The sequence below is a fragment of the Bacillus sp. TH17 genome (assembly GCF_016651125.1).
GTDB classification, from domain to species: Bacteria; Bacillota; Bacilli; order Bacillales; family Bacillaceae_G; genus Bacillus_A; species Bacillus_A mycoides.
In genome coordinates, this window is the sequence record NZ_JAEKEN010000001.1 from 4276718 (window position 1) to 4301198 (window position 24481).

General features: G+C 40.8%; 16 protein-coding genes, 22 tRNA genes and 3 rRNA genes. 5 read left to right on the forward strand and 36 right to left on the reverse strand.

The window, feature by feature from the left end; all coding sequences use genetic code 11:
• Positions 1-114: 114 nt before the first annotated feature.
• On the forward strand, positions 115-846 hold the full coding sequence (locus JFT95_RS22000; RefSeq protein WP_201053266.1) for a yteA family sporulation protein: 732 nt from the start codon (positions 115-117) through the stop codon (positions 844-846).
• 43 nt (positions 847-889) lie between these two features.
• On the opposite strand, the gene cspD is transcribed toward JFT95_RS22000, so the two are convergent.
• On the reverse strand, positions 890-1090 hold the full coding sequence (gene cspD, locus JFT95_RS22005) for a cold-shock protein CspD (RefSeq protein WP_001193051.1): 201 nt from the start codon (positions 1088-1090) through the stop codon (positions 890-892).
• A 321-nt stretch (positions 1091-1411) separates the two neighbouring features.
• On the opposite strand from cspD, the gene JFT95_RS22010 reads away from it, so the two are divergent.
• Positions 1412-2194: a TIGR00266 family protein gene (locus tag JFT95_RS22010; protein ID WP_002191043.1), complete on the forward strand. Its 783-nt coding sequence runs from the start codon at positions 1412-1414 to the stop codon at positions 2192-2194.
• A gap of 23 nt (positions 2195-2217) precedes the next feature.
• Here the strand turns inward: JFT95_RS22010 and JFT95_RS22015 are convergent, their stop codons facing one another.
• Positions 2218-2988 carry a MerR family transcriptional regulator gene (locus JFT95_RS22015; protein WP_061688388.1) on the reverse strand — a complete coding sequence of 257 codons (771 nt, stop codon included), beginning with the start codon at positions 2986-2988 and terminating at the stop codon, positions 2218-2220.
• A gap of 141 nt (positions 2989-3129) precedes the next feature.
• Between JFT95_RS22015 and JFT95_RS22020 the strand changes: the two genes are divergently transcribed.
• Together JFT95_RS22020 and JFT95_RS29905 are read left to right on the forward strand one after the other, a co-directional pair.
• Positions 3130-3852 carry a lipase family protein gene (locus JFT95_RS22020; RefSeq protein WP_002143573.1) on the forward strand — a complete coding sequence of 241 codons (723 nt, stop codon included), beginning with the start codon at positions 3130-3132 and terminating at the stop codon, positions 3850-3852.
• A 76-nt stretch (positions 3853-3928) separates the two neighbouring features.
• Positions 3929-4063 (forward strand): hypothetical protein, encoded by a 135-nt coding sequence (locus tag JFT95_RS29905; RefSeq protein ID WP_000911073.1) that lies wholly within the window; start codon positions 3929-3931, stop codon positions 4061-4063.
• A 157-nt stretch (positions 4064-4220) separates the two neighbouring features.
• On the opposite strand, the gene glgP is transcribed toward JFT95_RS29905, so the two are convergent.
• The 8 genes from glgP to JFT95_RS22060 form a co-directional block, all read right to left on the reverse strand.
• Positions 4221-6629 (reverse strand): glycogen phosphorylase, encoded by a 2409-nt coding sequence (glgP, locus tag JFT95_RS22025; RefSeq protein WP_201053267.1) that lies wholly within the window; start codon positions 6627-6629, stop codon positions 4221-4223.
• Between the two features lie 18 nt (positions 6630-6647).
• Positions 6648-8078 carry a glycogen synthase GlgA gene (gene glgA, locus JFT95_RS22030; protein WP_201053268.1) on the reverse strand — a complete coding sequence of 477 codons (1431 nt, stop codon included), beginning with the start codon at positions 8076-8078 and terminating at the stop codon, positions 6648-6650.
• Between the two features lie 113 nt (positions 8079-8191).
• Positions 8192-9226, reverse strand: a complete 1035-nt coding sequence (gene glgD / locus JFT95_RS22035; protein WP_002015798.1) for a glucose-1-phosphate adenylyltransferase subunit GlgD — start codon at positions 9224-9226, stop codon at positions 8192-8194.
• A gap of 18 nt (positions 9227-9244) precedes the next feature.
• On the reverse strand, positions 9245-10375 hold the full coding sequence (gene glgC, locus JFT95_RS22040) for a glucose-1-phosphate adenylyltransferase (RefSeq protein ID WP_002129671.1): 1131 nt from the start codon (positions 10373-10375) through the stop codon (positions 9245-9247).
• The gene (glgB, locus tag JFT95_RS22045) at positions 10323-12260 is read right to left on the reverse strand and encodes a 1,4-alpha-glucan branching protein GlgB (protein WP_201053269.1); all 1938 of its coding nucleotides are present in this window, start codon (positions 12258-12260) and stop codon (positions 10323-10325) included. The genes glgC and glgB overlap by 53 nt, the downstream gene beginning before the upstream one ends.
• Before the next feature lie 634 nt (positions 12261-12894).
• Positions 12895-13839, reverse strand: coding sequence for an L-lactate dehydrogenase (locus tag JFT95_RS22050; protein ID WP_002129674.1), 945 nt, complete (start codon positions 13837-13839; stop codon positions 12895-12897).
• Between the two features lie 468 nt (positions 13840-14307).
• A complete protein-coding gene (locus tag JFT95_RS22055; RefSeq protein WP_234705158.1) occupies positions 14308-14544 on the reverse strand; it encodes a hypothetical protein in 237 nt (78 codons plus the stop codon).
• Between the two features lie 126 nt (positions 14545-14670).
• A complete protein-coding gene (locus tag JFT95_RS22060) occupies positions 14671-15270 on the reverse strand; it encodes a TetR/AcrR family transcriptional regulator (RefSeq protein ID WP_201053270.1) in 600 nt (199 codons plus the stop codon).
• A gap of 323 nt (positions 15271-15593) precedes the next feature.
• Between JFT95_RS22060 and JFT95_RS22065 the strand changes: the two genes are divergently transcribed.
• The gene (locus JFT95_RS22065) at positions 15594-16817 is read left to right on the forward strand and encodes an MFS transporter (RefSeq protein ID WP_201053272.1); all 1224 of its coding nucleotides are present in this window, start codon (positions 15594-15596) and stop codon (positions 16815-16817) included.
• Positions 16818-16847: 30 nt separating this feature from the next.
• On the opposite strand, the gene JFT95_RS22070 is transcribed toward JFT95_RS22065, so the two are convergent.
• The 26 genes from JFT95_RS22070 to JFT95_RS22195 form a co-directional block, all read right to left on the reverse strand.
• A complete protein-coding gene (locus tag JFT95_RS22070) occupies positions 16848-17003 on the reverse strand; it encodes a hypothetical protein (RefSeq protein WP_198949038.1) in 156 nt (51 codons plus the stop codon).
• A 136-nt stretch (positions 17004-17139) separates the two neighbouring features.
• Positions 17140-17211, reverse strand: a tRNA-Glu gene (locus JFT95_RS22075).
• A 6-nt stretch (positions 17212-17217) separates the two neighbouring features.
• Positions 17218-17308 (reverse strand) — tRNA-Ser (locus tag JFT95_RS22080).
• Between the two features lie 6 nt (positions 17309-17314).
• Positions 17315-17389 (reverse strand) — tRNA-Asn (locus tag JFT95_RS22085).
• 7 nt (positions 17390-17396) lie between these two features.
• Positions 17397-17473: transfer RNA gene (locus JFT95_RS22090), tRNA-Ile, on the reverse strand.
• 6 nt (positions 17474-17479) lie between these two features.
• Positions 17480-17550: transfer RNA gene (locus JFT95_RS22095), tRNA-Gly, on the reverse strand.
• A gap of 13 nt (positions 17551-17563) precedes the next feature.
• A tRNA-Lys gene (locus tag JFT95_RS22100) sits at positions 17564-17639 on the reverse strand.
• Positions 17640-17649: 10 nt separating this feature from the next.
• A tRNA-Thr gene (locus tag JFT95_RS22105) sits at positions 17650-17725 on the reverse strand.
• Positions 17726-17739: 14 nt separating this feature from the next.
• A tRNA-Phe gene (locus tag JFT95_RS22110) sits at positions 17740-17815 on the reverse strand.
• A 15-nt stretch (positions 17816-17830) separates the two neighbouring features.
• Positions 17831-17906: transfer RNA gene (locus JFT95_RS22115), tRNA-Asp, on the reverse strand.
• A gap of 3 nt (positions 17907-17909) precedes the next feature.
• A tRNA-Met gene (locus JFT95_RS22120) sits at positions 17910-17986 on the reverse strand.
• Between the two features lie 27 nt (positions 17987-18013).
• Positions 18014-18106: transfer RNA gene (locus tag JFT95_RS22125), tRNA-Ser, on the reverse strand.
• Positions 18107-18123: 17 nt separating this feature from the next.
• Positions 18124-18200, reverse strand: a tRNA-Ile gene (locus tag JFT95_RS22130).
• Between the two features lie 4 nt (positions 18201-18204).
• Positions 18205-18281 (reverse strand) — tRNA-Met (locus JFT95_RS22135).
• Positions 18282-18301: 20 nt separating this feature from the next.
• Positions 18302-18374, reverse strand: a tRNA-Ala gene (locus JFT95_RS22140).
• A 14-nt stretch (positions 18375-18388) separates the two neighbouring features.
• Positions 18389-18462, reverse strand: a tRNA-Pro gene (locus tag JFT95_RS22145).
• 11 nt (positions 18463-18473) lie between these two features.
• Positions 18474-18547 (reverse strand) — tRNA-Arg (locus JFT95_RS22150).
• 3 nt (positions 18548-18550) lie between these two features.
• A tRNA-Leu gene (locus JFT95_RS22155) sits at positions 18551-18639 on the reverse strand.
• A gap of 16 nt (positions 18640-18655) precedes the next feature.
• Positions 18656-18730: transfer RNA gene (locus JFT95_RS22160), tRNA-Gly, on the reverse strand.
• Between the two features lie 29 nt (positions 18731-18759).
• Positions 18760-18840 (reverse strand) — tRNA-Leu (locus JFT95_RS22165).
• Between the two features lie 23 nt (positions 18841-18863).
• A tRNA-His gene (locus tag JFT95_RS22170) sits at positions 18864-18939 on the reverse strand.
• Between the two features lie 10 nt (positions 18940-18949).
• A tRNA-Thr gene (locus JFT95_RS22175) sits at positions 18950-19025 on the reverse strand.
• Between the two features lie 4 nt (positions 19026-19029).
• A tRNA-Val gene (locus tag JFT95_RS22180) sits at positions 19030-19105 on the reverse strand.
• Positions 19106-19110: 5 nt separating this feature from the next.
• Positions 19111-19226 (reverse strand): 5S ribosomal RNA (gene rrf / locus JFT95_RS22185).
• 101 nt (positions 19227-19327) lie between these two features.
• Positions 19328-22249, reverse strand: a 23S ribosomal RNA gene (locus tag JFT95_RS22190).
• Positions 22250-22395: 146 nt separating this feature from the next.
• A 16S ribosomal RNA gene (locus JFT95_RS22195) occupies positions 22396-23947 on the reverse strand.
• The 16S, 23S and 5S rRNA genes sit together here with 22 tRNA genes alongside, the layout of an rRNA operon.
• Positions 23948-24481 lie beyond the last annotated feature (534 nt).

Below are 24481 nucleotides of genomic sequence, written 5' to 3' on the forward strand. Positions count from 1 at the left end.
CTTATGCGGCTCCTTTTTTCATATACTGACTTCCCGGCTGAAATTCATCTCATAATTCCTACTCTCAACGCCCATACTATGTAAAGAAACTGAATTGTAGGAAGGTGGACGACTATGTTAACTCCACAACAAATAAATCAATTTAAATCTATTCTAGAAAAACAACAGCAAGAAGTTGAACAAACGATACAAACTCATGAAGATGAAAACCGTGCATCTGAACGTGATTCAGTAGGAGAATTGTCTAGCTATGACAACCATCCAGGTGATATGGCTACAGAATTGTACGAACGTGAGAAAGATTTCGGACTCATCGAATTTTGGCATAAACAGTTAGAAGATACGAAACATGCTCTGCAAAAAATTGAAGCTGGTACGTACGGAATTTGCGAAGTGTCTGGTGAGGAAATTCCATTTAAAAGATTAGAAGCAATGCCAACTGCTACAACGTGTATTCAGCACACTACAAATAAATTAGATATGCAGACGCGCCCAGTTGAAGAAGAGGTGCTAGATCCTTCGTTTCATAAGCACGACGAAGATCATTCTGTAGAGTACGATGCTGAAGATGCTTGGCAAGACGTCGCAAATTACGGAACATCTGAAACACCATCCGATTTAGAAAGACAGGATTCAAAAAACTATAATGGCATGTACGTAAATAGTGAAGAAAATGTTGGGTATGTAGAGGATTTCGAAAACTTTATTGGAACAGATATGTATGGAAAAAACCCACAAATTTTCGCAACAGAAGAACATGAAGAATATGAACAATTGCTTGATGACTTTGAAGAACGCACCTTTAAAGGTGAATTATCTTCAGATGAGTCTGGTTCTAAAGCATAAAAAAAGCATTCCGAAATTCGGAATGCTTTTTTTCGCTAGCTAATTAGTTTTTTGTAACGTTAGCTGCTTGTGGTCCGCGGTTTCCATCAACGATTTCGAAAGAAACTTCTTGACCTTCTTCTAAAGTTTTGAAGCCGTCGCCTTGAATAGCTGAGAAATGTACGAATACGTCTTCTCCGCCTTCAACTTCGATGAAGCCAAAACCTTTTTCGCCGTTAAACCATTTAACTTTACCTGTTTGCATGTCATGTACCTCCTAAATAAAAATGAAACTATGAATCCACATGAAAAGGTGGATATAAAGGACATGAATGTATAACAAGCTTACAGCCTTTAATACAACGTGCTTTATTTCCGTACCACATTATGTAGCTCAATAGTGTTTTCACTATATCATGCTATATCAAAAACGTCAAATGAGAACACTTTCGTCCCATTGTTTTTTATAAGCCTAGTATAATCATAAATTTTCATTCTATTTTTATTCAAAAATTAATAAAACTACAGTATTCTAATTTCTTTAATTTTTGTACAATATAATTACTACATATGATGAGGTGAAAAAATGCAAGCACATGAAATCGAGTATAAGTTATATGGCGATGATATGCAGTTTGTTGAAATTGAATTGGATCCAGAAGAAAGCGTTGTCGCAGAGGCTGGCGCAATGATGATGATGGAAGATCATATCGAAATGGAAACGATTTTCGGTGATGGTTCTGGACCATCTAGTGGTCTATTCGGTAAATTAATGGGCGCAGGTAAACGTCTCGTTACAGGTGAAAGTATGTTTATGACTGTATTTACAAATACAGGTCATGGCAAACGACACGTATCATTCGCCGCTCCTTATCCTGGAAAAATTATTCCTGTTGATTTAACAGAATATCAAGGAAAAGTAGTCTGCCAAAAAGATGCATTTCTTTGTGCCGCAAAAGGTGTTTCTATCGGAATTGAGTTTACTAAAAAAATAGGAACTGGTTTCTTCGGGGGTGAAGGTTTCATCATGCAGAAACTTGAAGGTGATGGTCTAGCTTTCATGCATGCAGGAGGAACGGTATATAAGCGTGAATTAAAACCTGGTGAGAAACTTCGCATTGATACAGGTTGTCTCGTTGCAATGACAAAAGACGTTAACTACGATGTTCAATTCGTTGGAAAAGTAAAAACAGCTCTATTTGGCGGCGAAGGTTTATTCTTCGCAACGCTAGAAGGTCCTGGAACGGTTTGGATTCAGTCCTTAACACTTAGCCGCTTAGCAGCACGCCTTACAAGCCCAGCAGCTCAAAACAGCGGTGAAGGTAGCGTTTTAGGCGGACTTGGTCGTTTATTAGATGGAAAAGAGTAAGAAGTGCCCTTATAGGGCACTTTTTATTTAGGTGGACTATACAAACCATTTTGGATCATAAAGTATTTCATCGCTTCATTAAGCCACGCCTCTTCTTCTTCCGTATAAGGAGAAGGCATCGTATTATTATATTGTTCTTCTACATTCTCTAATTTACCTAGAGAATACATTGTCTCTTCACCGACATACTTAAGAGTCGCTTTCATATGTTCATCAACCAATTTTTGCACTTCTGAATCTTCAATTTGTCTTCCAAATAACCTTTTCACTTCTTTTGCTAAACGCATAAACTCTTTATCAAGTGCTATGTCCTCTTCTTCCGGCTTATTATATAATCCATCAGCCACTTCTTTTGATACATATTCTTCAAGCCATAAACGTTGTTCGTTTTCTTTTTGGATACTATTAATTAAGCTCATTAATATGTTACTATCTACCTCTTCATCTTCCTCAAGGTATACCATTGTTCGTTCAATCGCCTTTATCGAAACTTCAAGTTGTTTTTTCTTTTCTTCAAAGGCTACTCTTTGATTTTGTAATGTTTCTTTTAAGCTTATATTCAAACTTTTCACATTGAGCATGACACGAATTTCTTCTAAACTATATCCTAATACTTTAAGACTCACTATTTTTTGGAGCGCTAATATATCTCTATCTTTATATACACGGTGTCCTGAACTTATATTTTTTTCAGGTTTAAGCAGGCCAAGTTCATCGTAATACTGTAGTGTTCGTATTGATATACCTGTTCTCTTTGAAAACTCACCAATTGAATAGCCTTCCTTTTTGCTCATCCTACACTCCTCCTAACAATATGTTTACAAAAATCATACTCCCTCACGTAACTGTAGGTTCAAGCCTTTTTTCAAAAAGAATGAATCAAGTCCCTCACTGCATATATTGAACTATACCTTTTCTTAAGGAGGGCTTTCTTGATGCGTACTCCTTTATCCTTTGATAAAGATACTGCCATATTGTTAGCATCTTGCTGCGAGTTAACGTATGAACAATATAAACAAAATGGCATTTTCGAAATACCCGATGGGTTCCAATATGTACAAGGGTTTCAAGGAAAGGCCATTCAAAAGACAGAATGGTTCGGATTCATATTAGAATCTGAGGATACGATTATTGTAGCTTTTAGGGGCACACAAACAGATACAGATTGGATTATCGATTCACTCGTCAACCAAAGACCATACCCATACGCTTTAAATAGCGGAAATGTTCATAACGGCTTTCTTTCAATTTATGAATCTTGCCGGGATTCTATTATGGATATGCTCGTGTCATTACCAGCCCATAAGAAACTTCTTGCAACAGGCCATAGCTTAGGCGGCGCGCTCGCCACACTACATATACTCGATGCGCGTATCAACACCGCCTTCGCACAGTACGGTCTTTATACATTTGCCTCTCCCAAAGTGGGCGATATTGCATTTCGTAATTATTATAAACTACAAGTAGCTAGTAGCTTTCGCTTTGTTAATTTATTTGATGTCGTTCCCCTTCTCCCTCCGCGCAATGTCCATTTTAATGAACAAGACTGGGAATATGCACATGTTCATCACAACATGACTTTTACAAAAAACACAAAATCTATTACAAATAATCATGCCATGACAACATACAAAACATGTCTGACTTCTCATTTTTAACCAGGTAATGATTGGAAACCCTATATCCTTATACTATAATAATATATGAAGTTATTTTTGGATGAGGGGACCTTACATGCTAAAATTTATCTTTGCACTTTTTCTAATTGTAATTTTTACGTTTACAGGTTTCTTTACATTTTCATACTTTGCGACGGGAGAATATGGTGGAACAGGTATCATATATACCGCTATCCCATTTCTTTCTTAAGCAAAAAAAGAAAACCGAGCTTAATGAGATTAAGCTCGGTTTTTTAAGTGATTATATTCCTCTTTTAAAAGTGAATACACTTTAGCGTCCCTATACGTATTATTCATTTTTACACTTTGTCTCCATGAATAAAAGTCCCTTCAAAAGGGACTTTCACTTAATACTGTGTAACCGCATTACCAATACTCCAAATCTCATTACTATACTGTAAAATCGTTCGATCACTCGCAAAATGACCAGACTGTGCAATATTTAAAATCGACATTTCTAGCCACTTCGTTCGGTTTTCATACGCTCTACCAACAGCTTCTTGCCTTTCCGCATATGGATCAAAATCTCGCAGAACGAAGTATTCATCATTTTGAATTACGAGAGAATCATAAATCGCTTCAAATTCAGCTCCCGAATGTGCAAAGAAACCATTCGTTAACTGATCTACTACTTTTTTAATATGCATATTGTGGTGATAATAATCACTTGCACGATATCCACCATTTTGATAGTAATGAAGAACCTCTTCCGCTGTTAAACCAAAAATGAAACAGTTATCATCACCGACCCGGTCTTTTATTTCAACATTAGCTCCGTCTAACGTTCCGAGTGTAATCGCACCATTCATCATAAATTTCATATTCCCTGTTCCTGATGCTTCTTTACTCGCAGTTGAAATTTGCTCACTCACATCCGCAGCTGGGAATATATCTTCCGCTAAAGACACTCGATAGTTTTCTAGAAAGATAACTTTCATATATTGGCTTACGTACGGATCATTATTTACTTTCCTTGCGAGTTCATTGATTAATTTAATAATTTTTTTCGCATAGTAATAGCCAGGTGATGCTTTCGCTCCGAAGATAAAAGTACGCGGATAAAATGTAAAACTAGCATCCTCTTTCAAACGGTTATACAAATATAAAATATGAAGAACGTTTAATAGTTGTCGTTTGTAAGCATGTAGTCTTTTTACTTGCACATCAAAAATAGAATTAGGATCAATTGTAATCCCCATTTTATTATGAATACGCTCCGCTAAAATCTCTTTACGCTCTTGTTTTACCTCTGCAAATTTCTCTTGGAAACTCGCATCATGTTGAACTGTTTGCAGCGCTTGAAGCTTAATCGGTTCTTTCTTCCACTCTGTTCCAATCGCCTCTGAAATCAGGTTTGTCAGCTGCGGATTCGCCTTCATTAACCAACGTCTATGAGCGATTCCATTCGTTTTATTATTAAACTTATCTGGATAAAACTCATAAAACAATCGCATTTCACGTTGCTTTAAAATTTCCGTATGAATTTTTGCTACACCATTTACGCTATGGCTACCGACAATTGCTAAATGAGCCATTTTCACAAGATCATGCGCAATAATCGCCATCTCTTCAATACGATGCCATTCATATGGATAACGTTCCCAAAGTTCATGACAGAAACGTTCATTAATCTCTTCAATAATCATATAAATTCTCGGTAATAACGGTTTAAAAATGTGAATTGGCCACTTCTCAAGCGCTTCTGATAACGTCGTATGATTCGTATAAGAAATCGTTTGTGTCGTTATGTGCCAAGCTTCTTCCCATGCTAGTTTTTCTTCATCTAATAAAATACGCATTAGTTCTGGAATCGCCAAAACTGGATGTGTATCATTAATATGAATCGCAATTTTCTCATGTAATTGACGAAGGTCACCATATCTTTCTCTATGCATACGAACGATATTTTGCAAACTTGCTGATACGAGGAAATACTGTTGCTTCAAACGAAGTATTTTCCCCTCATCATGCGTATCATCTGGATATAAAAACTCCGATACAGCCTCTGTTTCACGCTTATATTTCAAAATATCTTTGCAATTTTGCGGGAAAGGAACTGGTTCAGCATTCCAAAGTCTGAGTGTATTTACAGTACTCGTCTCATAACCTACTACTGGAACGTCATATGGTACTGCCATAATCACTTCTGCATTCGTATGCCTGAACTCTAAACGACCATCAATATATAGCGGTTCAACATTGCCGAAATAACTTACTTCTACAGCTTGATCATGCCTTCTTACTTCCCATACGTTTTCATGAAGAAGCCACTGTTCTGGAAATTCAACTTGATAACCATCAACAATTTTTTGATCAAATAAGCCGTGTTTGTAACGAATTCCACAGCCATGACCTGGTAAGTTTAAAGATGCAAGTGAATCAAGGAAACAGGCTGCTAATCGTCCAAGTCCACCATTTCCAAGACCTGCATCTGCTTCCACCTCTTCTAATTGTTGCAAAGAAATCCCAAGCTCAGAAAGTCCTTGTTCACATACATCCCTGATGCCTAAATTTAATATGTTACTTCCAAGCAAACGCCCAAGTAAAAACTCAATGGATAAGTAATACATTTGCTTTTGCTCTCCAGACCGATAACTTTCGTTCGTTGCAATCCATTGACTATTCATATACTCACGTACCATGTACCCAAGCGTATTGTATTGATCACGAGTTGTAGAGTCTTTAAAACTTTTACCATACATCGTCTCTAACTTTTCTAGAAAAGCTGATTTGAAACTTTCAACATGAGTAAACATTTCTTCACCACCTACATGTTATTCCATGAGACTTTTATACAATTTCTTATAGGCAAGAGCTGATTTCTCCCAGCTATAATCTTCAGTCATCGCTTGTTTTACAAGTTGCTCCCATACCGGTTTATCATGATAAAATTCAATCGCACGAAGAACCGTGTGCAACATGTCATGCGCATTAAAGTTCGTGAAACTGAAACCATTTCCTTCTCCAGTTTCTTCGTCATAAGATTGTACAGTATCATTTAATCCGCCTGTCTCTCTTACAATCGGAATTGTACCGTACGCTAATGCAATAAGTTGTCCAAGTCCACACGGTTCAAATAGTGATGGCATTAAGAATAAATCACTTCCCGCATACACTTGGTGGGCTAGCTCTTCATTAAATCCGATATACACTTTTACCTTCTCAGGATACTCGTATGCCATCCACTCAAAGAATTGTTCATATTCAGAATCACCTGATCCTAAAATAATACATTGCACATCTTCCTCCATTATTTCGCGGAATACAGTACGTACTAAATCAAGACCTTTTTGCTTCGTTAATCTCGTTACCATCGAAATAATTGGTGTATCTTCTTTTTCTGGCAAACCAAAATAACGCTGCAATACGCGTTTATTTTCATTCTTTTCCTCTAATGACTCTGCATCATACTGAGCAGTAATATACGAATCCGTTTCTGGATTATATACGCTCGTATCAATTCCATTTACGATGCCGCTAAGCTTACCATTATTTTTTCGTAACAACCCATCTAACTTCTCACCGAAAAATTCATATTGAATTTCCTCTTTGTATGTCGGGCTAACTGCTGTAATTTGATCAGAAGCGATAATTCCGCCCTTCATAAAGTTCACATTTCCATAAAACTCTAGCTGCTCACTATGAAAATATTCATCACCAAGTTCTAACAAGTCGTACATCACTTCAGGAGGAAATACACCTTGGAACTGCAAGTTATGAATCGTATACACCGTTTTAATATGCTCATATAATGGATTATCTTGATACTTTTCACGTAGTAAGAAATTCACCATAGCTGTATGCCAATCGTGGCTATGGAGAATATCCACTTCGAAATCAAGATGCGGAATACACTCTAAAACTGCTTTCGAAAAATAAGAAAAACGCTCTCCGTCATCATAATGACCATATAGAGAATCTCTCTTAAAATAATATTCATTATCTATTAAGTAATACGTAATCCCGTCTTGCTCACCTTTTAAAATTCCGCAATATTGATTTCTCCACCCAAGCGGGACGTTAATTACTTTATGTAACGTACATCCATCCCTTAATTTTTGCGGAATACGACTATAATTTGGAAGTATAATACGAACGTCCACACCTAATTTTTTCAGCTCTTTTGGGAGCGCACCTGCTACATCAGCTAATCCTCCCGATTTAACAAATGGTACACATTCTGATACTGCAAATAAAATATTCACTTGTTGTCCCACTGCACGAAAAGCTTATACGACTTCCCTTGCAGCTTCCTCCCTTCGAGTTTTCATTTGAATGAATGCTTTAATCAGTGGAGGAAAAACCCCCACTGATTCTTTTAAGAATAACTATTAATCGTACTGTTTTGAATGCTTCCTTTTTCTACAACATATGGCTCATCGGCGTTTCCTTTTAGTACAACACCGTCACCAATTTTCACGTCTTTATCAATAATAACACCGTCTATTATGCAATTATCTCCAATTTGGCTCTTTTGCATAATAATACTATTACGAACAATTGAACCTTTTCCAATTTTAACAGAACGGGAGACAACACTATTTTCTACTTCACCCTCAATAATACTGCCGTTTGCAATCATCGTATTTTTCACTACTGCACCCTTCATATAACGAGTTGGTGGCTCATCTTTTACTTTCGTAAAGATTGGTGCTTCTTTCTTAAATAATTGCTTCCAAATAGAAGGCTGCAAAATTTCTAGGCTATGTTTATAGTAACTTTCAATAGAATCAATAATAGCTACATATCCTGTATGTTCGTACGTAGTAATATGCAGTGATTTCCCGCTCTTTTCTCTCACTACATCAAATAAACTGTATTGCTCCACATCTTTATATGTCTCAAATAAGTCTAGCAATAATTGTTTCTTTAACACATATGTTTGAAGCGAAACCCCTTCATGACAAACTTCAGTAATATCTGCAGACGTATGTATATGTCGCTCTAACACCGCTTGAAAGTTTAACGCTGTTACAAGATGGCTATTCGTAATAACAACATATTCTTCTCTGCTTCTTAGAAAATAATCAATATGTCTTCTAAAATGTGCAAAAGATCCAAATTCGTCATGATCACATTGGCAGTTCGGTGGGAATAAAAACAGTCCATCACGCTTTCTATCTAAATCCCACTGTTTTCCTGAACCGACATGATCCATTAAAGAACGATTTTTATGACTTGTAAAAACCGCCACGCTATGAATATTAGAATTCACCATATTTGAAAGCATGAAATCAATGAGGCGATAACGGCCTCCAAACGGTAACGCCGCTAATGAACGATGCCCTGTTACTTTCTTTAAGGAAGGAAAACTTCCCGTTGCATTAATAATTCCTAACATTTTTTCTCCCATTCATTTCATCCCCCTTTTCTATTTTCCTTCAGCAATTAGTACTACATCATCAACATTTTTTTCTGGACGAATTATTGTCCCATCTTCAATAACCATTTCCGATCCAACGATCGCTCTTTCAATCACAACGTTTTTACCAATCTTTGCTCCTGGCATAACGACAGAATCGATTACCATACTACCTTCTTCCACCGTCACTCCTTGGAATAAAACAGAATGCTTCACGTCCCCTTCAATGACGCACCCTTCATTAATAAGTGACTCTTCTACTTTTGCCTTTTCTGCAATATATTGAGGTGGCTCGTTTGGATTTACAGAATAAATGCGCCAATTACGATCGTTCAAGTTCAACGATGTTTCATCGCGAAGTAAATCCATATTCGCTTCCCATAAGCTTTTCACCGTTCCAACATCTTTCCAATATCCTTCAAATGGATACGCCATCAACTTCTTCCCTTCATCTAACAGGAGCGGAAGTACATCTTTTCCGAAGTCATTACTAGATTCAGGGTTTCTTGCATCCATTTCTAAATATTCTTTTAAAATAGCCCAGTTAAAAATATAAATTCCCATTGATGCAAGATTACTTCTTGGAAATTGCGGTTTCTCCTCAAATTCAACAACTTCCATCTCTTCATTTGTATTCATGATGCCAAAGCGACTTGCTTCATCCCACGGCACTTCAATAACAGAAATCGAAACGTCCGCTTCTTTCTCAATATGGTAATCTAGCATTTTGCTGTAATCCATTTTATAAATATGATCGCCTGATAAAATAAGGACATATTCTGGTTCATACTGACTTAAATAGTTTAAGTTTTGATAAATAGCGCTTGCCGTACCTGTATACCACTTCACACCTGAAGATTCCGCATAAGGAGGTAACACAGTGACTCCACCGTTTACACGATCAAGATCCCAAGCATTTCCGATTCCAATATAATTATGAAGTTCTAACGGTTGATATTGTGTTAAAATCCCCACCGTTTCAATACCGGAGTTTGCACAGTTACTTAACGTAAAATCAATAATGCGATATTTACCACCAAATGGAACAGCTGGCTTGGCTAAATTTTTTGTTAATGCACTTAAACGACTACCTTTTCCCCCTGCTAGTAACATTGCTACGCACTTTTGTTTTTGAGCCATCTTGTTTTTTGCTCCCCTTTCTCGTCTTCACTGGTCGTAATATGGATACGCCAAATGGTGGAATTGTAATTTCTACATGTGCCACTTGATTATGATATGGCTCTAGAATCGTCTTGAGACGTTTCTTATTAACTTGCCCCGATCCGCCATATTGCGCCGAGTCACTGTTTAAAATTTCGTTATAGTACTCGAAATCTGGTACACCTACTTTATAGTTTTCATATGTAGCTTTCGTAAAATTACATACGACAACTAACGCATCTTCCTGCTTATCCCCTTGGCGGATAAACGAGAAAATACTTTGCTCATTATTATTAGCATCAATCCACTGAAATCCTTCAGGCGAGTGATCTAACTGCCAAAGTGGTTTTGAGCGCTTATACAATGCTATGAGCTCTTTAAAGTAATCATGCATATTACAATGCATTTCAAAATCATGTAAATTCCAATCTAAATCTTCAAGGTCTTTCCACTCATCAAATTGCCCGAATTCTCCACCCATAAAGAGTAATTTCTTACCTGGATGAGTAAAGAAATATCCATATAATAAACGAAGCTGAGCAAACTTATCCCAGTAATCTCCCGGCATTTTATTTAATAACGACTTTTTCCCATGAACGACTTCATCATGAGAAAGCGGCAATATGAAGTTTTCAGAGTGAGCATATATTAAAGAGAATGTCATTTTCTCATGAATGTATTTCCGGTACTCTGGCGCACATTCCATATATTTCAGCACATCATTCATCCAACCCATATTCCATTTATAATTGAATCCAAGTCCACCCTCGTATGTTGGAGCTGTTACAAGTGGCCAAGCTGTTGAATCTTCCGCTGTCATAAGAAACTCTTCATCTTCTGCAAACACGGCTTCATTTAACTCTCGTAAGAAAGAAACAGCATGTTCATTGCTTTGCTCTTTTCCTTCTTTATTCCAGTACAGCATATTCGCAACTGCATCTACCCTGAAACCATCAATATGGAAATACTTCATCCAAAATAACGCATTTGAAATTAAGAAATTACGTACTTCTCTCTTCCCTAAATCAAAATTAACAGTTCCCCATACAAGGTTTTCTTGTACATCTCTATCTTTATATTCATAAGTCGGTGTCCCATCAAACAAATATAAACCGTGAGCATCTTTACAAAAATGCCCCGGTACCCAATCTAAAATGACACCGATTCCATATTTATGACATTCATCGACAAAATACATCAAATCATGTGGCGTGCCGAATCTACTTGTCGCTGCATAATATCCTGTTCCCTGATATCCCCAAGAACGATCATATGGATGCTCAACAAGCGGCATAATTTCAATATGTGTAAATTGATGTTCCACCACATACGGAATGAGCTCCTCGGCCATTTCTCTGTAAGAATACAGAGCGCCATCTTCTTTCTTTTTCCAAGAACCGAAATGTAATTCATAAACTGTCATCGCTTCTTTATAAATCGATTTTTTCTTTCTCTTACGAATCCAGTTTTTATCATTCCATTCATATCCCTCTATATCAAAAACTACAGATGCCGTATTTGGTCTTACTTCTGCATATACTGCGTAAGGATCTGCTTTTAAAATAACGTCACCATCCATCGTTTCAATCGCATACTTATATATCTCATTCTCTTCAATATGCGGTACAAACAAGGACCAAATCCCCTCTTCTGTCACTTGTAGCATCTTATGTTGCTCATAATCCCATTCATTAAAATCTCCAACAACACTCATTGCTTTCGCATGAGGAGCCCATACTGTGAATCGTACACCTCGCATCCCATCTTCCGTCACAATATGTGCCCCAAAGATGTTATAACTGTCATAGTACTTTTCTGTATGAAACTCATCTCGTTTCACTTCTTCACAATTTATTACATCCAATATGTTCACCTCACTAAGATGACAGAATTTTTTCACTCTTTATCATTTCTGCGAAAAACTGAAATATCCTTGTTATTTTTTAAAAAATATTCGTTTTTTTCTTAAATTTCACTTAAAATGTTCAAATTTACTGTGTAAAATATCGAATTTTGACGAATATTCATTGCAAACGCTTCATTTCCCTTACTATTTCTCACCTTTCATTGTTGCTCAATATTTATTTTATTGGTTTTTCTCTGTATTTCACGCTCTTTCCACGTAAAATACATGCGAAATAATCTATTGTTTAAAAATATTTCTCAACATTTTTTGTCCCAAATTTTATCACTTCCCGACGGAAAACTCCCACCTCAAGGAATATCTAATGAGTATGCGGGAGATGAATGCCGTTTTGGAAAAATCGCCACAAGGTTAACTCCTAAAGAATAAGGTGAAACTCTGCTCGCAAATAGTGGGATAACGCACAAAAGCACTCTATTCAAAAATAGAGTGCTCTTTTCTATAAACGACCCTTATCCAGCAAAAGGGGTATATTGGGGATATACAAGGGAAACCGGAAAAGGAATTTATATTAAATTATATAAAAACTCAGAGGTAGGAAGCAGTTTCCCGCCTCTGAATTATTTAGCAATTATTATAGTACTGGTGCCATTGTTTCTTTTAATACTTTTACAGAATGAGCGAATTTCGCTTTTTCTTCTTCATTTAGCTCAAGTTCTACGATTTCACGTACACCTTCGCGGTTAATAACAGCTGGAACACCTACGAAAGCATCTTTCTCACCATATTGACCTTCAAGGTATGCCGATACAGTTAATACGCTGTTCTCGTTGCTTAAGATTGCTTTAGTTACACGAAGTAGTGACATACCGATTCCGTAGTAAGTTGCGCCTTTACGCTCAATAATGTGGTAAGCTGCATCGCGTACATTTTCAAAGATTTTATCTAAATCTTCTTGGTTATACTGTTCGTTGTTCGCTAAGATTGTTTCTAGTTTTTGTACACCTACAGTAGCGTGGCTCCATACTGGAAGTTCAGTGTCACCGTGCTCACCAACGATGTAAGCATGAACGTTACGTGGATCTACATCTAAGTAGTCACCTAACATGTAACGGAAACGAGCAGAGTCTAAAGTAGTACCAGAACCGATTACGCGCTCTTTCGGTAAACCAGATTCTTTCCAAGTTACGTAAGTTAAAATATCAACTGGGTTAGTTGCGATTAAGAAGATTCCATCGAATCCGCTATCCATAATACCGCGAACGATTTGTTTAAAGATCTTTGTATTTTTCTCAACTAAGTCTAAACGAGTTTCGCCTGGCTTTTGTGGTAATCCAGCAGTGATAACTACTAAATCTGCATCTTTACAATCTGCATAGCTACCGCTCCAAACTTTTGTTGGTGCTGGAGAGAATGGTACCGCATGGCTTAAGTCCATTGCTTCTCCTTCTGCTTTTGCTTCATTAACATCTACTAGTACGAATTCTTCAGCTACACCTTGGTTGATCATTGAGTAAGCGTAACTACAACCTACAGCTCCTGTTCCTACTAATACTACGCGATTGATACCTTTTTTCATGTTAATTTCCCCTTTCAATTGTTTATATCTATTTTTTATTATTATTTAAGTAATTAATTAAAATACTAATTTAATGTTGTTTAACTTCTTTACATACATATTGTAGCACGGATTATTGTGAAAAAGTTCACAAATTATGACCTATTTGTGAACTTTTTCACATAGAGTGTAAAATGATTAGATCAAGTGTGGAATCAATACCAATGAAGATGTTTTATAAAGATTGTGAATCGAAATAAACAAGTTTAATTACCACTTTAAAAATGTTTTTACCCCTCTCCATTTTTAGCAACGTACAGATAATATCGTTTCATCAATAGAAGAAATAAAAGAGTAGCCTCAAACTACTCCTCATGCGGTAACACACTATATAAACGAAACTGGGCATTTCTTCCCTGATGCCCTAAGCATATGGGAATCTATTCTACAAACCATTTTCCAAGATACAAGTAAGCAAAACGTAACATATTAAACTTCCAGCTGATCTACTATGAGAAGAATAAATACAACAACAATATCTACCCCAGCTAAAATACCAAAGTAAAATCCCTCAAAGTTGAAGAAAAATGCAACTGGTGGAAACAATATTGTTTCTACTCCAAATAGAATAACTACTACACCTACTCGTCTTGCTAACACCCTTTCATTCTTTGGATGGAATACAGTATTATATCCTGCAATGAAAGGTGTTCTTTCTTTTTTCAATATATTACTTCCTATCCATATAAATAAACAGCCTGCTAATGCGAAAAGGAGCAAATAAATTAACATGCGCTGTATCACCTCCATTTTAGCAATTACTGTATATTAATAAAGAAATATCAGTTAAAATTATGCATTCTTTTCTAATAATAAACCATTCAATATAAGTGTTAGGCTATGCAACGCTTTAGACAGCTGTTCCTCTGCATCTTCAGAATTCGCGATCCAACAAGCAAGGTCCACTAGTCCGCCATTTATGAATCTTGCTAAAGCTTCACAGTCCGTCTTTTCAATAATACAATCCTTCATTAGTTGCTGAAGTATCTCCGCCATCGTCGCTAAACATTGTGACTGTGATGATTGATAATAACTAGTTCCTAATATTGCCGGTGCATCCCGAAGTACAATTCGCTGAATTTCTGGATCAAGTGCCATCGTTAAATAAGCTCGACAGCGCCCAACAAATCCTTCCCAATTTCCTTCCGCCTCATCTGATACTTTCCGTAATTTATTATCCATTTCCATATCAATTTCTTTTACAACTGCTTCTAGCAATCCTTTTTTATCGCCAAAATGATGATAAATTGCACCACGCGTTAAACCGACAGATGCAGTAAAATCATCCATAGATGTGTTTACATATCCAACTGTACCGAAAGCCTCTCTTGCTGCACTCAGCAATTTAGCGCGTGTTTCAATGATCATTTCTGCTCTTGTTTTTTTAACCATCTTTTCCTCCTACTTCTATTCATTCCCTTTATTCAAAATGAATCCCATTATAGTATCGTTCTCTATATAAAAGAATAACTCCTTTTAACGTTAGTTCTCCATCCAGAGATAAAACATTTCAATTGACATACGCACCGTATGTTAATATGATATTGGCATACGGTGCGTATGTCAATTTTTTCTAGCTTACAAGATAATATAACTTCTTACTTATACCCTAAATTGACTCACTGTCCCTTTTTATAGAAGGTATTAACGACACAGAGGAGGAGTTACAAGAATGAAGAATGTATATGTAAACGTCAAATACTTTGGTGATTATTATGTTTAATTCCTACCGTGAGATTTTCAGTTCTTCTGGTACAAAAGGATTCTCATTAGCAGGCTTTATAGCTCGGATGCCCATATCAATGATGGGGATTGGTATTGTTACAATGTTATCTCAGTTACGTGGTGACTATTGGCTTGCCGGAGCCGTTGCAGCCACCTTCACATTATCATCAGCTTTACTAGCTCCTCATATTTCTCGTATGGCTGATCAATTAGGACAATCTCGTATACTTCTTCCGACTACAGGTATCAGTGTTTTCTTTACGATTCTCTTACTTCTATGTACGAAACATGAGGCTCCTTATTGGACGCTATTTCTATCCGCCTTATGTGCGGGTTGTATGCCAAACATGTCGGCCATGGTACGTGCACGTTGGACTAAACTATACCGTGGATCTCATAAATTGCATACAGCATTTTCCTTCGAATCGGTCGTCGATGAACTTTGCTTCATCATTGGTCCTGTATTATCCGTCAGTTTAAGTGTTATGTTCTTCCCAGAAGCAGGACCACTTTTATCATGTGTTTTTCTTACAATCGGGGTATGCCTATTCACCATGCAAAAAAGCACAGAACCACATGTACATCCCCACGACATTACAAACAAAGGAACAGTATTTAAAATTGGTACATTACGAGTGCTTGTATTCACACTCATCGCTATAGGTACTATATTTGGCACAATAGATGTAGTTAGTGTGGCTTTTGCTGAGCATCAAGGAAACACAGTAGCTGCTAGCTTTGTGCTTTCCGTCTATGCAATCGGTTCATGCCTGGCAGGTCTTATTTTCGGCACTCTTAAACTCAGTACTCCACCATATAATCAATTTTTAATAGCAGTCACACTATCAATGGTAACAATGCTGCCACTAGTTTTCGTAAACACTATTGCTTGGCTAGTAGTTATTGTTTTCTTTGCAGGCTTATCTGTTGCCCCTACTATGATTATTACTATGGGACTGGTGGAAAAAATCGTACCTGAATCAAAAATAACCGAAGGAATGACCTGGGCAATTACAGGACTTGGTATTGGAGTCTCTCTAGGATCAGCGGTAGCTGGTTTAGTTATTGATACTTTTGGAGCTCGCGCAGGATTTAGTGTGGCTATTATTGCAGGAGGCCTTGCCTTAACTATTGCACTTTTAGGATACAAAACTCTCCACTCCGCATATAGTCATGCTGTTATGAAACCGGATGGGCATTCAGCGGAGAGTTAAAACATATTCAAAAAATAGGATTACCTCTTCTTATGTATAAGAAGAGGTAATCCCATTTAAATTAATATAACTTTTTTGTATCGTATCTTGAACGATATCCTCTGCTTCTGCTGGTGTTACTCCAATTTTAAGCAAATATCTATAAATACTTTTTGATGTTTCTATAATAAGCTTTTCATACTCCATCGCTCTCTCTTTTCTATTAGTTAGACGATTCAAATAGAAAAAAGTATACAAGAAATCCATAAAAAAAAGCAGACTATTCAAAGTCCACTTTTATACAACAAAAAAGAGATAGCAGATTATGCTATCTCTTTTAGTATGACCCGTACGGGATTCGAACCCGTGTTACCGCCGTGAAAGGGCGGTGTCTTAACCACTTGACCAACGGGCCAAAATCTGGCAGAGAAGAAGGGATTCGAACCCTCGCACCGCGTTCGCGATCTACTCCCTTAGCAGGGGAGCCCCTTGAGCCACTTGGGTACTTCTCTATAATATGGCTCCGCAGGTAGGACTCGAACCTACGACCGATCGGTTAACAGCCGATAGCTCTACCACTGAGCTACTGCGGAATAATTATGGTGGGCCTAAATGGACTCGAACCATCGACCTCACGCTTATCAGGCGTGCGCTCTAACCAGCTGAGCTATAGGCCCATAAAAAGCGGGTGAAGAGAATCGAACTCTCGACCAGAGCTTGGAAGGCTCTTGTTTTACCACTAAACTACACCCGCATTAAATTAAAAATGGTGAGCCATGAAGGATTCGAACCTTCGACCCTCTGATTAAAAGTCAGATGCTCTACCAACTGAGCTAATGGCTCATTTTGAAAGTGGTGCCGGCTAGAGGACTTGAACCCCCAACCTACTGATTACAAGTCAGTTGCTCTACCAATTGAGCTAAGCCGGCTTGCGATTTTAAAATGGTGGCTCGGGACGGAATCGAACCGCCGACACGAGGATTTTCAGTCCTCTGCTCTACCGACTGAGCTACCGAGCCTTTATGTAAAAAAAATGGCGGTCCCGACCGGGGTCGAACCGGCGATCTCCTGCGTGACAGGCAGGCATGTTAACCACTACACCACGGGACCATTTGGTTGCGGGGACAGGATTTGAACCTGCGACCTTCGGGTTATGAGCCCGACGAGCTACCGTACTGCTCCACCCCGCGATGATATAATATTTAATTTAGAAAAAATGGAGGAGGTAGAGGGATTCGAACCCCCGCGCGACTCTCGCCGCCTGTCGGTTTTCAAGACCGATCCCTTCAGCCGAACTTGGGTATACCTCCGAGATATGAACTTTGAGTGGTGGACCTTGTAGGACTCGAACCTACGACCGGACGGTTATGAGCCGTCTGCTCTAACCAGCTGAGCTAAAGGTCCTTTATGGTAGCGGCGGAGGGGATCGAACCCCCGACCTCACGGGTATGAACCGTACGCTCTAGCCAGCTGAGCTACACCGCCATAAGTTATATTCAAATAAGTGGAGCCTAGCGGGATCGAACCGCTGACCTCCTGCGTGCAAGGCAGGCGCTCTCCCAGCTGAGCTAAGGCCCCATATTTTGAAAATATCGGGAAGACAGGATTTGAACCTGCGACCCCCTGGTCCCAAACCAGGTGCTCTACCAAGCTGAGCCACTTCCCGTTAATAAAAAACGCGCCCGAGAGGAGTCGAACCCCTAACCTCTTGATCCGTAGTCAAACGCTCTATCCAATTGAGCTACGGGCGCATATGGTGCCGAGGGCGGGGGTCGAACCCGCACGGTGGTCACCCACCGCAGGATTTTAAGTCCTGTGCGTCTGCCTGTTCCGCCACCCCGGCATGTCATACTGAAAATTGGAGCGGAAGACGGGATTCGAACCCGCGACCCCAACCTTGGCAAGGTTGTATTCTACCACTGAACTACTTCCGCAAGACATGTTTAAGTTATTTTATTAAAAGTGCGGGTGAAGGGAGTCGAACCCCCACGCCAAAGGCGCTAGATCCTAAGTCTAGTGCGTCTGCCAATTCCGCCACACCCGCATATTATAATTTAAAAAGAAAAATGGGGCGACTGATGGGAATTGAACCCACGAGTGCCGGAGCCACAATCCGGTGCGTTAACCACTTCGCCACAACCGCCATGATTTTCTGGTGCCGACTAGAGGACTTGAACCCCCAACCTACTGATTACAAGTCAGTTGCTCTACCAATTGAGCTAAGTCGGCTAAATGGTGGAGGATGACGGGATCGAACCGCCGACCCCCTGCTTGTAAGGCAGGTGCTCTCCCAGCTGAGCTAATCCTCCGAATTGCCTGGCAACGTCCTACTCTCACAGGGACAAGGTCCCAACTACCATCGGCGCTAGAGAGCTTAACTTCCGTGTTCGGTATGGGAACGGGTGTGACCTCTCTGCCATCATTACCAGACTGTATTCATTTAAGACAAGAATTATCATAACTTATTCGACATTTAAAGTCAATAAGTTTTTTATATTCTTTCAAAACTAGATAACATTGCTTCATATTATATGGTTAAGTCCTCGATCTATTAGTATTCGTCAGCTCCACATGTCACCATGCTTCCACCTCGAACCTATCAACCTGATCATCTTTCAGGGATCTTACTAGCTTACGCTATGGGAAATCTCATCTTGAGGGGGGCTTCATGCTTAGATGCTTTCAGCACTTATCCCTTCCGCACATAGCTACCCAGCTATGCCCTTGGCAGAACAACTGGTACACCAGCGGTGCGTCCATCCCGGTCCTCTCGTACTAAGGACAGCTCCTCTCAAATTTCCTGCGCCCACGACGGATAGGGACCGAACTGTCTCACGACGTTCTGAACCCAGCTCGCGTACCGCTTTAATGGGCGAACAGCCCAACCCTTGGGACCGACTACAGCCCCAGGATGCGATGAGCCGACATCGAGGTGCCAAACCTCCCCGTCGATGTGGACTCTTGGGGGAGATAAGCCTGTTATCCCCGGGGTAGCTTTTATCCGTTGAGCGATGGCCCTTCCATGCGGAACCACCGGATCACTAAGCCCGACTTTCGTCCCTGCTCGACTTGTAGGTCTCGCAGTCAAGCTCCCTTATGCCTTTGCACTCTACGAATGATTTCCAACCATTCTGAGGGAACCTTTGGGCGCCTCCGTTACACTTTAGGAGGCGACCGCCCCAGTCAAACTGCCCACCTGACACTGTCTCCCGGGTCGATAAGACCCGTAGGTTAGAATTTCAATACAGTCAGGGCGGTATCCCACCAGCGCCTCCACCGAAGCTAGCGCTCCGGTTTCAATGGCTCCCGCCTATCCTGTACAAACTGTACCAAAATTCAATATCAGGCTACAGTAAAGCTCCACGGGGTCTTTCCGTCCTGTCGCGGGTAACCTGCATCTTCACAGGTACTATAATTTCACCGAGTCTCTGGTTGAGACAGTGCCCAAATCGTTACACCTTTCGTGCGGGTCGGAACTTACCCGACAAGGAATTTCGCTACCTTAGGACCGTTATAGTTACGGCCGCCGTTTACTGGGGCTTCAGTTCAGAGCTTCGCTTACGCTAACCCCTCTCCTTAACCTTCCAGCACCGGGCAGGTGTCAGCCCCTATACTTCGCCTTACGGCTTCGCAGAGACCTGTGTTTTTGCTAAACAGTCGCTTGGGCCTATTCACTGCGGCTTTCCGTTAAGAAAGCACCCCTTCTCCCGAAGTTACGGGGTCATTTTGCCGAGTTCCTTAACCAGAGTTCTCTCGCACACCTTAGGATTCTCTCCTCGCCTACCTGTGTCGGTTTGCGGTACAGGCACCTTTTATCTCGCTAGAAGCTTTTCTTGGCAGCGGGGAATCAAAGACTTCGCTCCATAAGGAGCTTCCCCATCACAGCTCAGCCTTCACGATAAGCGGATTTGCCTACTTATCAGCCTAACTGCTTGGACGTGCACAACCAATCGCACGCTTCTTCTATCCTTCTGCGTCCCTCCATTGCTCAAACGATAAAGAGGTGGTACAGGAATATCAACCTGTTGTCCATCGCCTACGCCTGTCGGCCTCGGCTTAGGTCCTGACTAACCCTGAGCGGACGAGCCTTCCTCAGGAAACCTTAGGCATTCGGTGGACGGGATTCTCACCCGTCTTTCGCTACTCATACCGGCATTCTCACTTCTAAGCGCTCCACCAGTCCTTCCGGTCTGACTTCACTGCACTTAGAACGCTCCCCTACCACTGATACCATTGGTATCAATTCGCAGCTTCGGTGGTGTATTTAGCCCCGGTACATTTTCGGCGCAGAGTCACTCGACTAGTGAGCTATTACGCACTCTTTAAATGGTGGCTGCTTCTGAGCCAACATCCTAGTTGTCTAAGCAACTCCACATCCTTTTCCACTTAATACACACTTTGGGACCTTAGCTGGCGATCTGGGCTGTTTCCCTCTTGACTACGGATCTTATCACTCGCAGTCTGACTCCTAAGGATAAGTCATTGGCATTCGGAGTTTGACTGAATTCGGTAATCCGATGAGGACCCCTAGTTCAATCAGTGCTCTACCTCCAAGACTCTTACACTTAAGGCTAGCCCTAAAGCTATTTCGGGGAGAACCAGCTATCTCCAGGTTCGATTGGAATTTCTCCGCTACCCACACCTCATCCCCGCACTTTTCAACGTGCGTGGGTTCGGGCCTCCATTCAGTGTTACCTGAACTTCACCCTGGACATGGGTAGATCACCTGGTTTCGGGTCTACGACCACGTACTAAACGCCCTATTCAGACTCGCTTTCGCTGCGGCTCCGCCTCTTCAGCTTAACCTCGCACGGGATCGTAACTCGCCGGTTCATTCTACAAAAGGCACGCCATCACCCATTAACGGGCTCTGACTATTTGTAGGCACACGGTTTCAGGATCTCTTTCACTCCCCTTCCGGGGTGCTTTTCACCTTTCCCTCACGGTACTGGTTCACTATCGATCACTAGGGAGTATTTAGCCTTGGGAGATGGTCCTCCCAGATTCCGACGGAATTTCACGTGTTCCGCCGTACTCAGGATACATTCAAGAGAGAACGAAGTTTCGACTACGGGGTTATTACCCTCTGTGACGGACCTTTCCAGGTCGCTTCGTCTACCTCGTTCCTTTGTAACTCCGTATAGAATGTCCTACAACCCCAAGAGGCAAGCCTCTTGGTTTGGGCTAGATTCCGTTTCGCTCGCCGCTACTCAGGAAATCGCATTTGCTTTCTCTTCCTCCAGGTACTTAGATGTTTCAGTTCCCTGGGTCTGTCTTCCATACCCTATGTATTCAGGTAAGGATACCATACCATTACGTATAGTGGGTTTCCCCATTCGGAAATCTTCGGATCAAAGCTTACTTACAGCTCCCCGAAGCATATCGGCGTTAGTCCCGTCCTTCATCGACTCCTAGTGTCAAGGCATCCACCGTGCGCCCTTTCTAACTTAACCAAACTAAAATTAAAAAAATATGAGCTACACTGTTATCTAGTTTTCAAAGAACATACATTTAAACTTGAGAGATAGTTCTCTCAAAACTGAACGAAACAAAACAAGTCAACGTTTATTGATGAACTGCGTTCATCAATTCTCCATAGAAAGGAGGTGATCCAGCCGCACCTTCCGATACGGCTACCTTGTTACGACTTCACCCCAATCATCTGTCCCACCTTAGGCGGCTGGCTCCATAAAGGTTACCCCACCGACTTCGGGTGTTACAAACTCTCGTGGTGTGACGGGCGGTGTGTACAAGGCCCGGGAACGTATTCACCGCGGCATGCTGATCCGCGATTACTAGCGATTCCAGCTTCATGTAGGCGAGTTGCAGCCTACAATCCGAACTGAGAACGGTTTTATGAGATTAGCTCCACCTCGCGGTCTTGCAGCTCTTTGTACCGTCCATTGTAGCACGTGTGTAGCCCAGGTCATAAGGGGCATGATGATTTGACGTCATCCCCACCTTCCTCCGGTTTGTCACCGGCAGTCACCTTAGAGTGCCCAACTTAATGATGGCAACTAAGATCAAGGGTTGCGCTCGTTGCGGGACTTAACCCAACATCTCACGACACGAGCTGACGACAACCATGCACCACCTGTCACTCTGCTCCCGAAGGAGAAGCTCTATCTCTAGAGTTTTCAGAGGATGTCAAGACCTGGTAAGGTTCTTCGCGTTGCTTCGAATTAAACCACATGCTCCACCGCTTGTGCGGGCCCCCGTCAATTCCTTTGAGTTTCAGCCTTGCGGCCGTACTCCCCAGGCGGAGTGCTTAATGCGTTAACTTCAGCACTAAAGGGCGGAAACCCTCTAACACTTAGCACTCATCGTTTACGGCGTGGACTACCAGGGTATCTAATCCTGTTTGCTCCCCACGCTTTCGCGCCTCAGTGTCAGTTACAGACCAGAAAGTCGCCTTCGCCACTGGTGTTCCTCCATATCTCTACGCATTTCACCGCTACACATGGAATTCCACTTTCCTCTTCTGCACTCAAGTCTCCCAGTTTCCAATGACCCTCCACGGTTGAGCCGTGGGCTTTCACATCAGACTTAAGAAACCACCTGCGCGCGCTTTACGCCCAATAATTCCGGATAACGCTTGCCACCTACGTATTACCGCGGCTGCTGGCACGTAGTTAGCCGTGGCTTTCTGGTTAGGTACCGTCAAGGTGCCAGCTTATTCAACTAGCACTTGTTCTTCCCTAACAACAGAGTTTTACGACCCGAAAGCCTTCATCACTCACGCGGCGTTGCTCCGTCAGACTTTCGTCCATTGCGGAAGATTCCCTACTGCTGCCTCCCGTAGGAGTCTGGGCCGTGTCTCAGTCCCAGTGTGGCCGATCACCCTCTCAGGTCGGCTACGCATCGTCGCCTTGGTGAGCCGTTACCTCACCAACTAGCTAATGCGACGCGGGTCCATCCATAAGTGACAGCCGAAGCCGCCTTTCAATTTCGAACTATGCAGTTCAAAATATTATCCGGTATTAGCCCCGGTTTCCCGGAGTTATCCCAGTCTTATGGGTAGGTTACCCACGTGTTACTCACCCGTCCGCCGCTAACTTCATAAGAGCAAGCTCTTAATCCATTCGCTCGACTTGCATGTATTAGGCACGCCGCCAGCGTTCATCCTGAGCCAGGATCAAACTCTCCAATAAAGTTAGTTTGTCTAGCATCTAAAAATAAAAATTGACGTTCACGTTGTTTGTTTCGTTCAGTTTTCAAAGAACTTATCTGCCGCTTCAGAAGCGACTTCATCATATTAACATCTTCATTTTTCGATGTCAACTATGTTTTTCAATTTCTTTTTTGTCGTTTTCTGCGTTTCTGCATCAGCGACGTTTATTAATATATCATGTGAAAAAATGAAATGCAACACCTTTTGAAAACTTTTTTGAAACCAACTACATTTCTTTTTTAATATCATATACTTAAACGAAACATCTCTTTCATTTCTAAGTAATTCCTACATATATTCTATAGAAAGTCACTCTGTCAAAAAACGTTTCTTTCTATATAAAGTGAAACTTTAATCAGTGGGGGGTATTCATCCCCCACTGATTATTAGCCTTCACCAATCGGGCATTTACGGGCAGTCGTCCCCCACCTAACTTTCTCGCATTCGGCGAATTTTGAGGCGGGGCTTACTGCCCGTTAATGTGGGATAAACGTTTTATTCATATACCATATCA

Excerpts from the sequence above, each read along its gene's own strand:
- JFT95_RS22000 (WP_201053266.1), top strand. The coding sequence starts at position 115 with ATGTTAACTCCACAACAAATAAATCAATTTAAATCTATTCTAGAAAAA.
- cspD (WP_001193051.1), bottom strand. The coding sequence starts at position 1,090 with ATGCAAACAGGTAAAGTTAAATGGTTTAACGGCGAAAAAGGTTTTGGC.
- JFT95_RS22010 (WP_002191043.1), top strand. The coding sequence starts at position 1,412 with ATGCAAGCACATGAAATCGAGTATAAGTTATATGGCGATGATATGCAG.
- JFT95_RS22015 (WP_061688388.1), bottom strand. The coding sequence starts at position 2,988 with ATGAGCAAAAAGGAAGGCTATTCAATTGGTGAGTTTTCAAAGAGAACA.
- JFT95_RS22020 (WP_002143573.1), top strand. The coding sequence starts at position 3,130 with ATGCGTACTCCTTTATCCTTTGATAAAGATACTGCCATATTGTTAGCA.
- JFT95_RS29905 (WP_000911073.1), top strand. The coding sequence starts at position 3,929 with ATGCTAAAATTTATCTTTGCACTTTTTCTAATTGTAATTTTTACGTTT.
- glgP (WP_201053267.1), bottom strand. The coding sequence starts at position 6,629 with ATGTTTACTCATGTTGAAAGTTTCAAATCAGCTTTTCTAGAAAAGTTA.
- glgD (WP_002015798.1), bottom strand. The coding sequence starts at position 9,226 with ATGGGAGAAAAAATGTTAGGAATTATTAATGCAACGGGAAGTTTTCCT.
- glgC (WP_002129671.1), bottom strand. The coding sequence starts at position 10,375 with ATGGCTCAAAAACAAAAGTGCGTAGCAATGTTACTAGCAGGGGGAAAA.
- JFT95_RS22050 (WP_002129674.1), bottom strand. The coding sequence starts at position 13,839 with ATGAAAAAAGGTATCAATCGCGTAGTATTAGTAGGAACAGGAGCTGTA.
- JFT95_RS22060 (WP_201053270.1), bottom strand. The coding sequence starts at position 15,270 with ATGGTTAAAAAAACAAGAGCAGAAATGATCATTGAAACACGCGCTAAA.
- JFT95_RS22065 (WP_201053272.1), top strand. The coding sequence starts at position 15,594 with ATGTTTAATTCCTACCGTGAGATTTTCAGTTCTTCTGGTACAAAAGGA.
- JFT95_RS22070 (WP_198949038.1), bottom strand. The coding sequence starts at position 17,003 with ATGGAGTATGAAAAGCTTATTATAGAAACATCAAAAAGTATTTATAGA.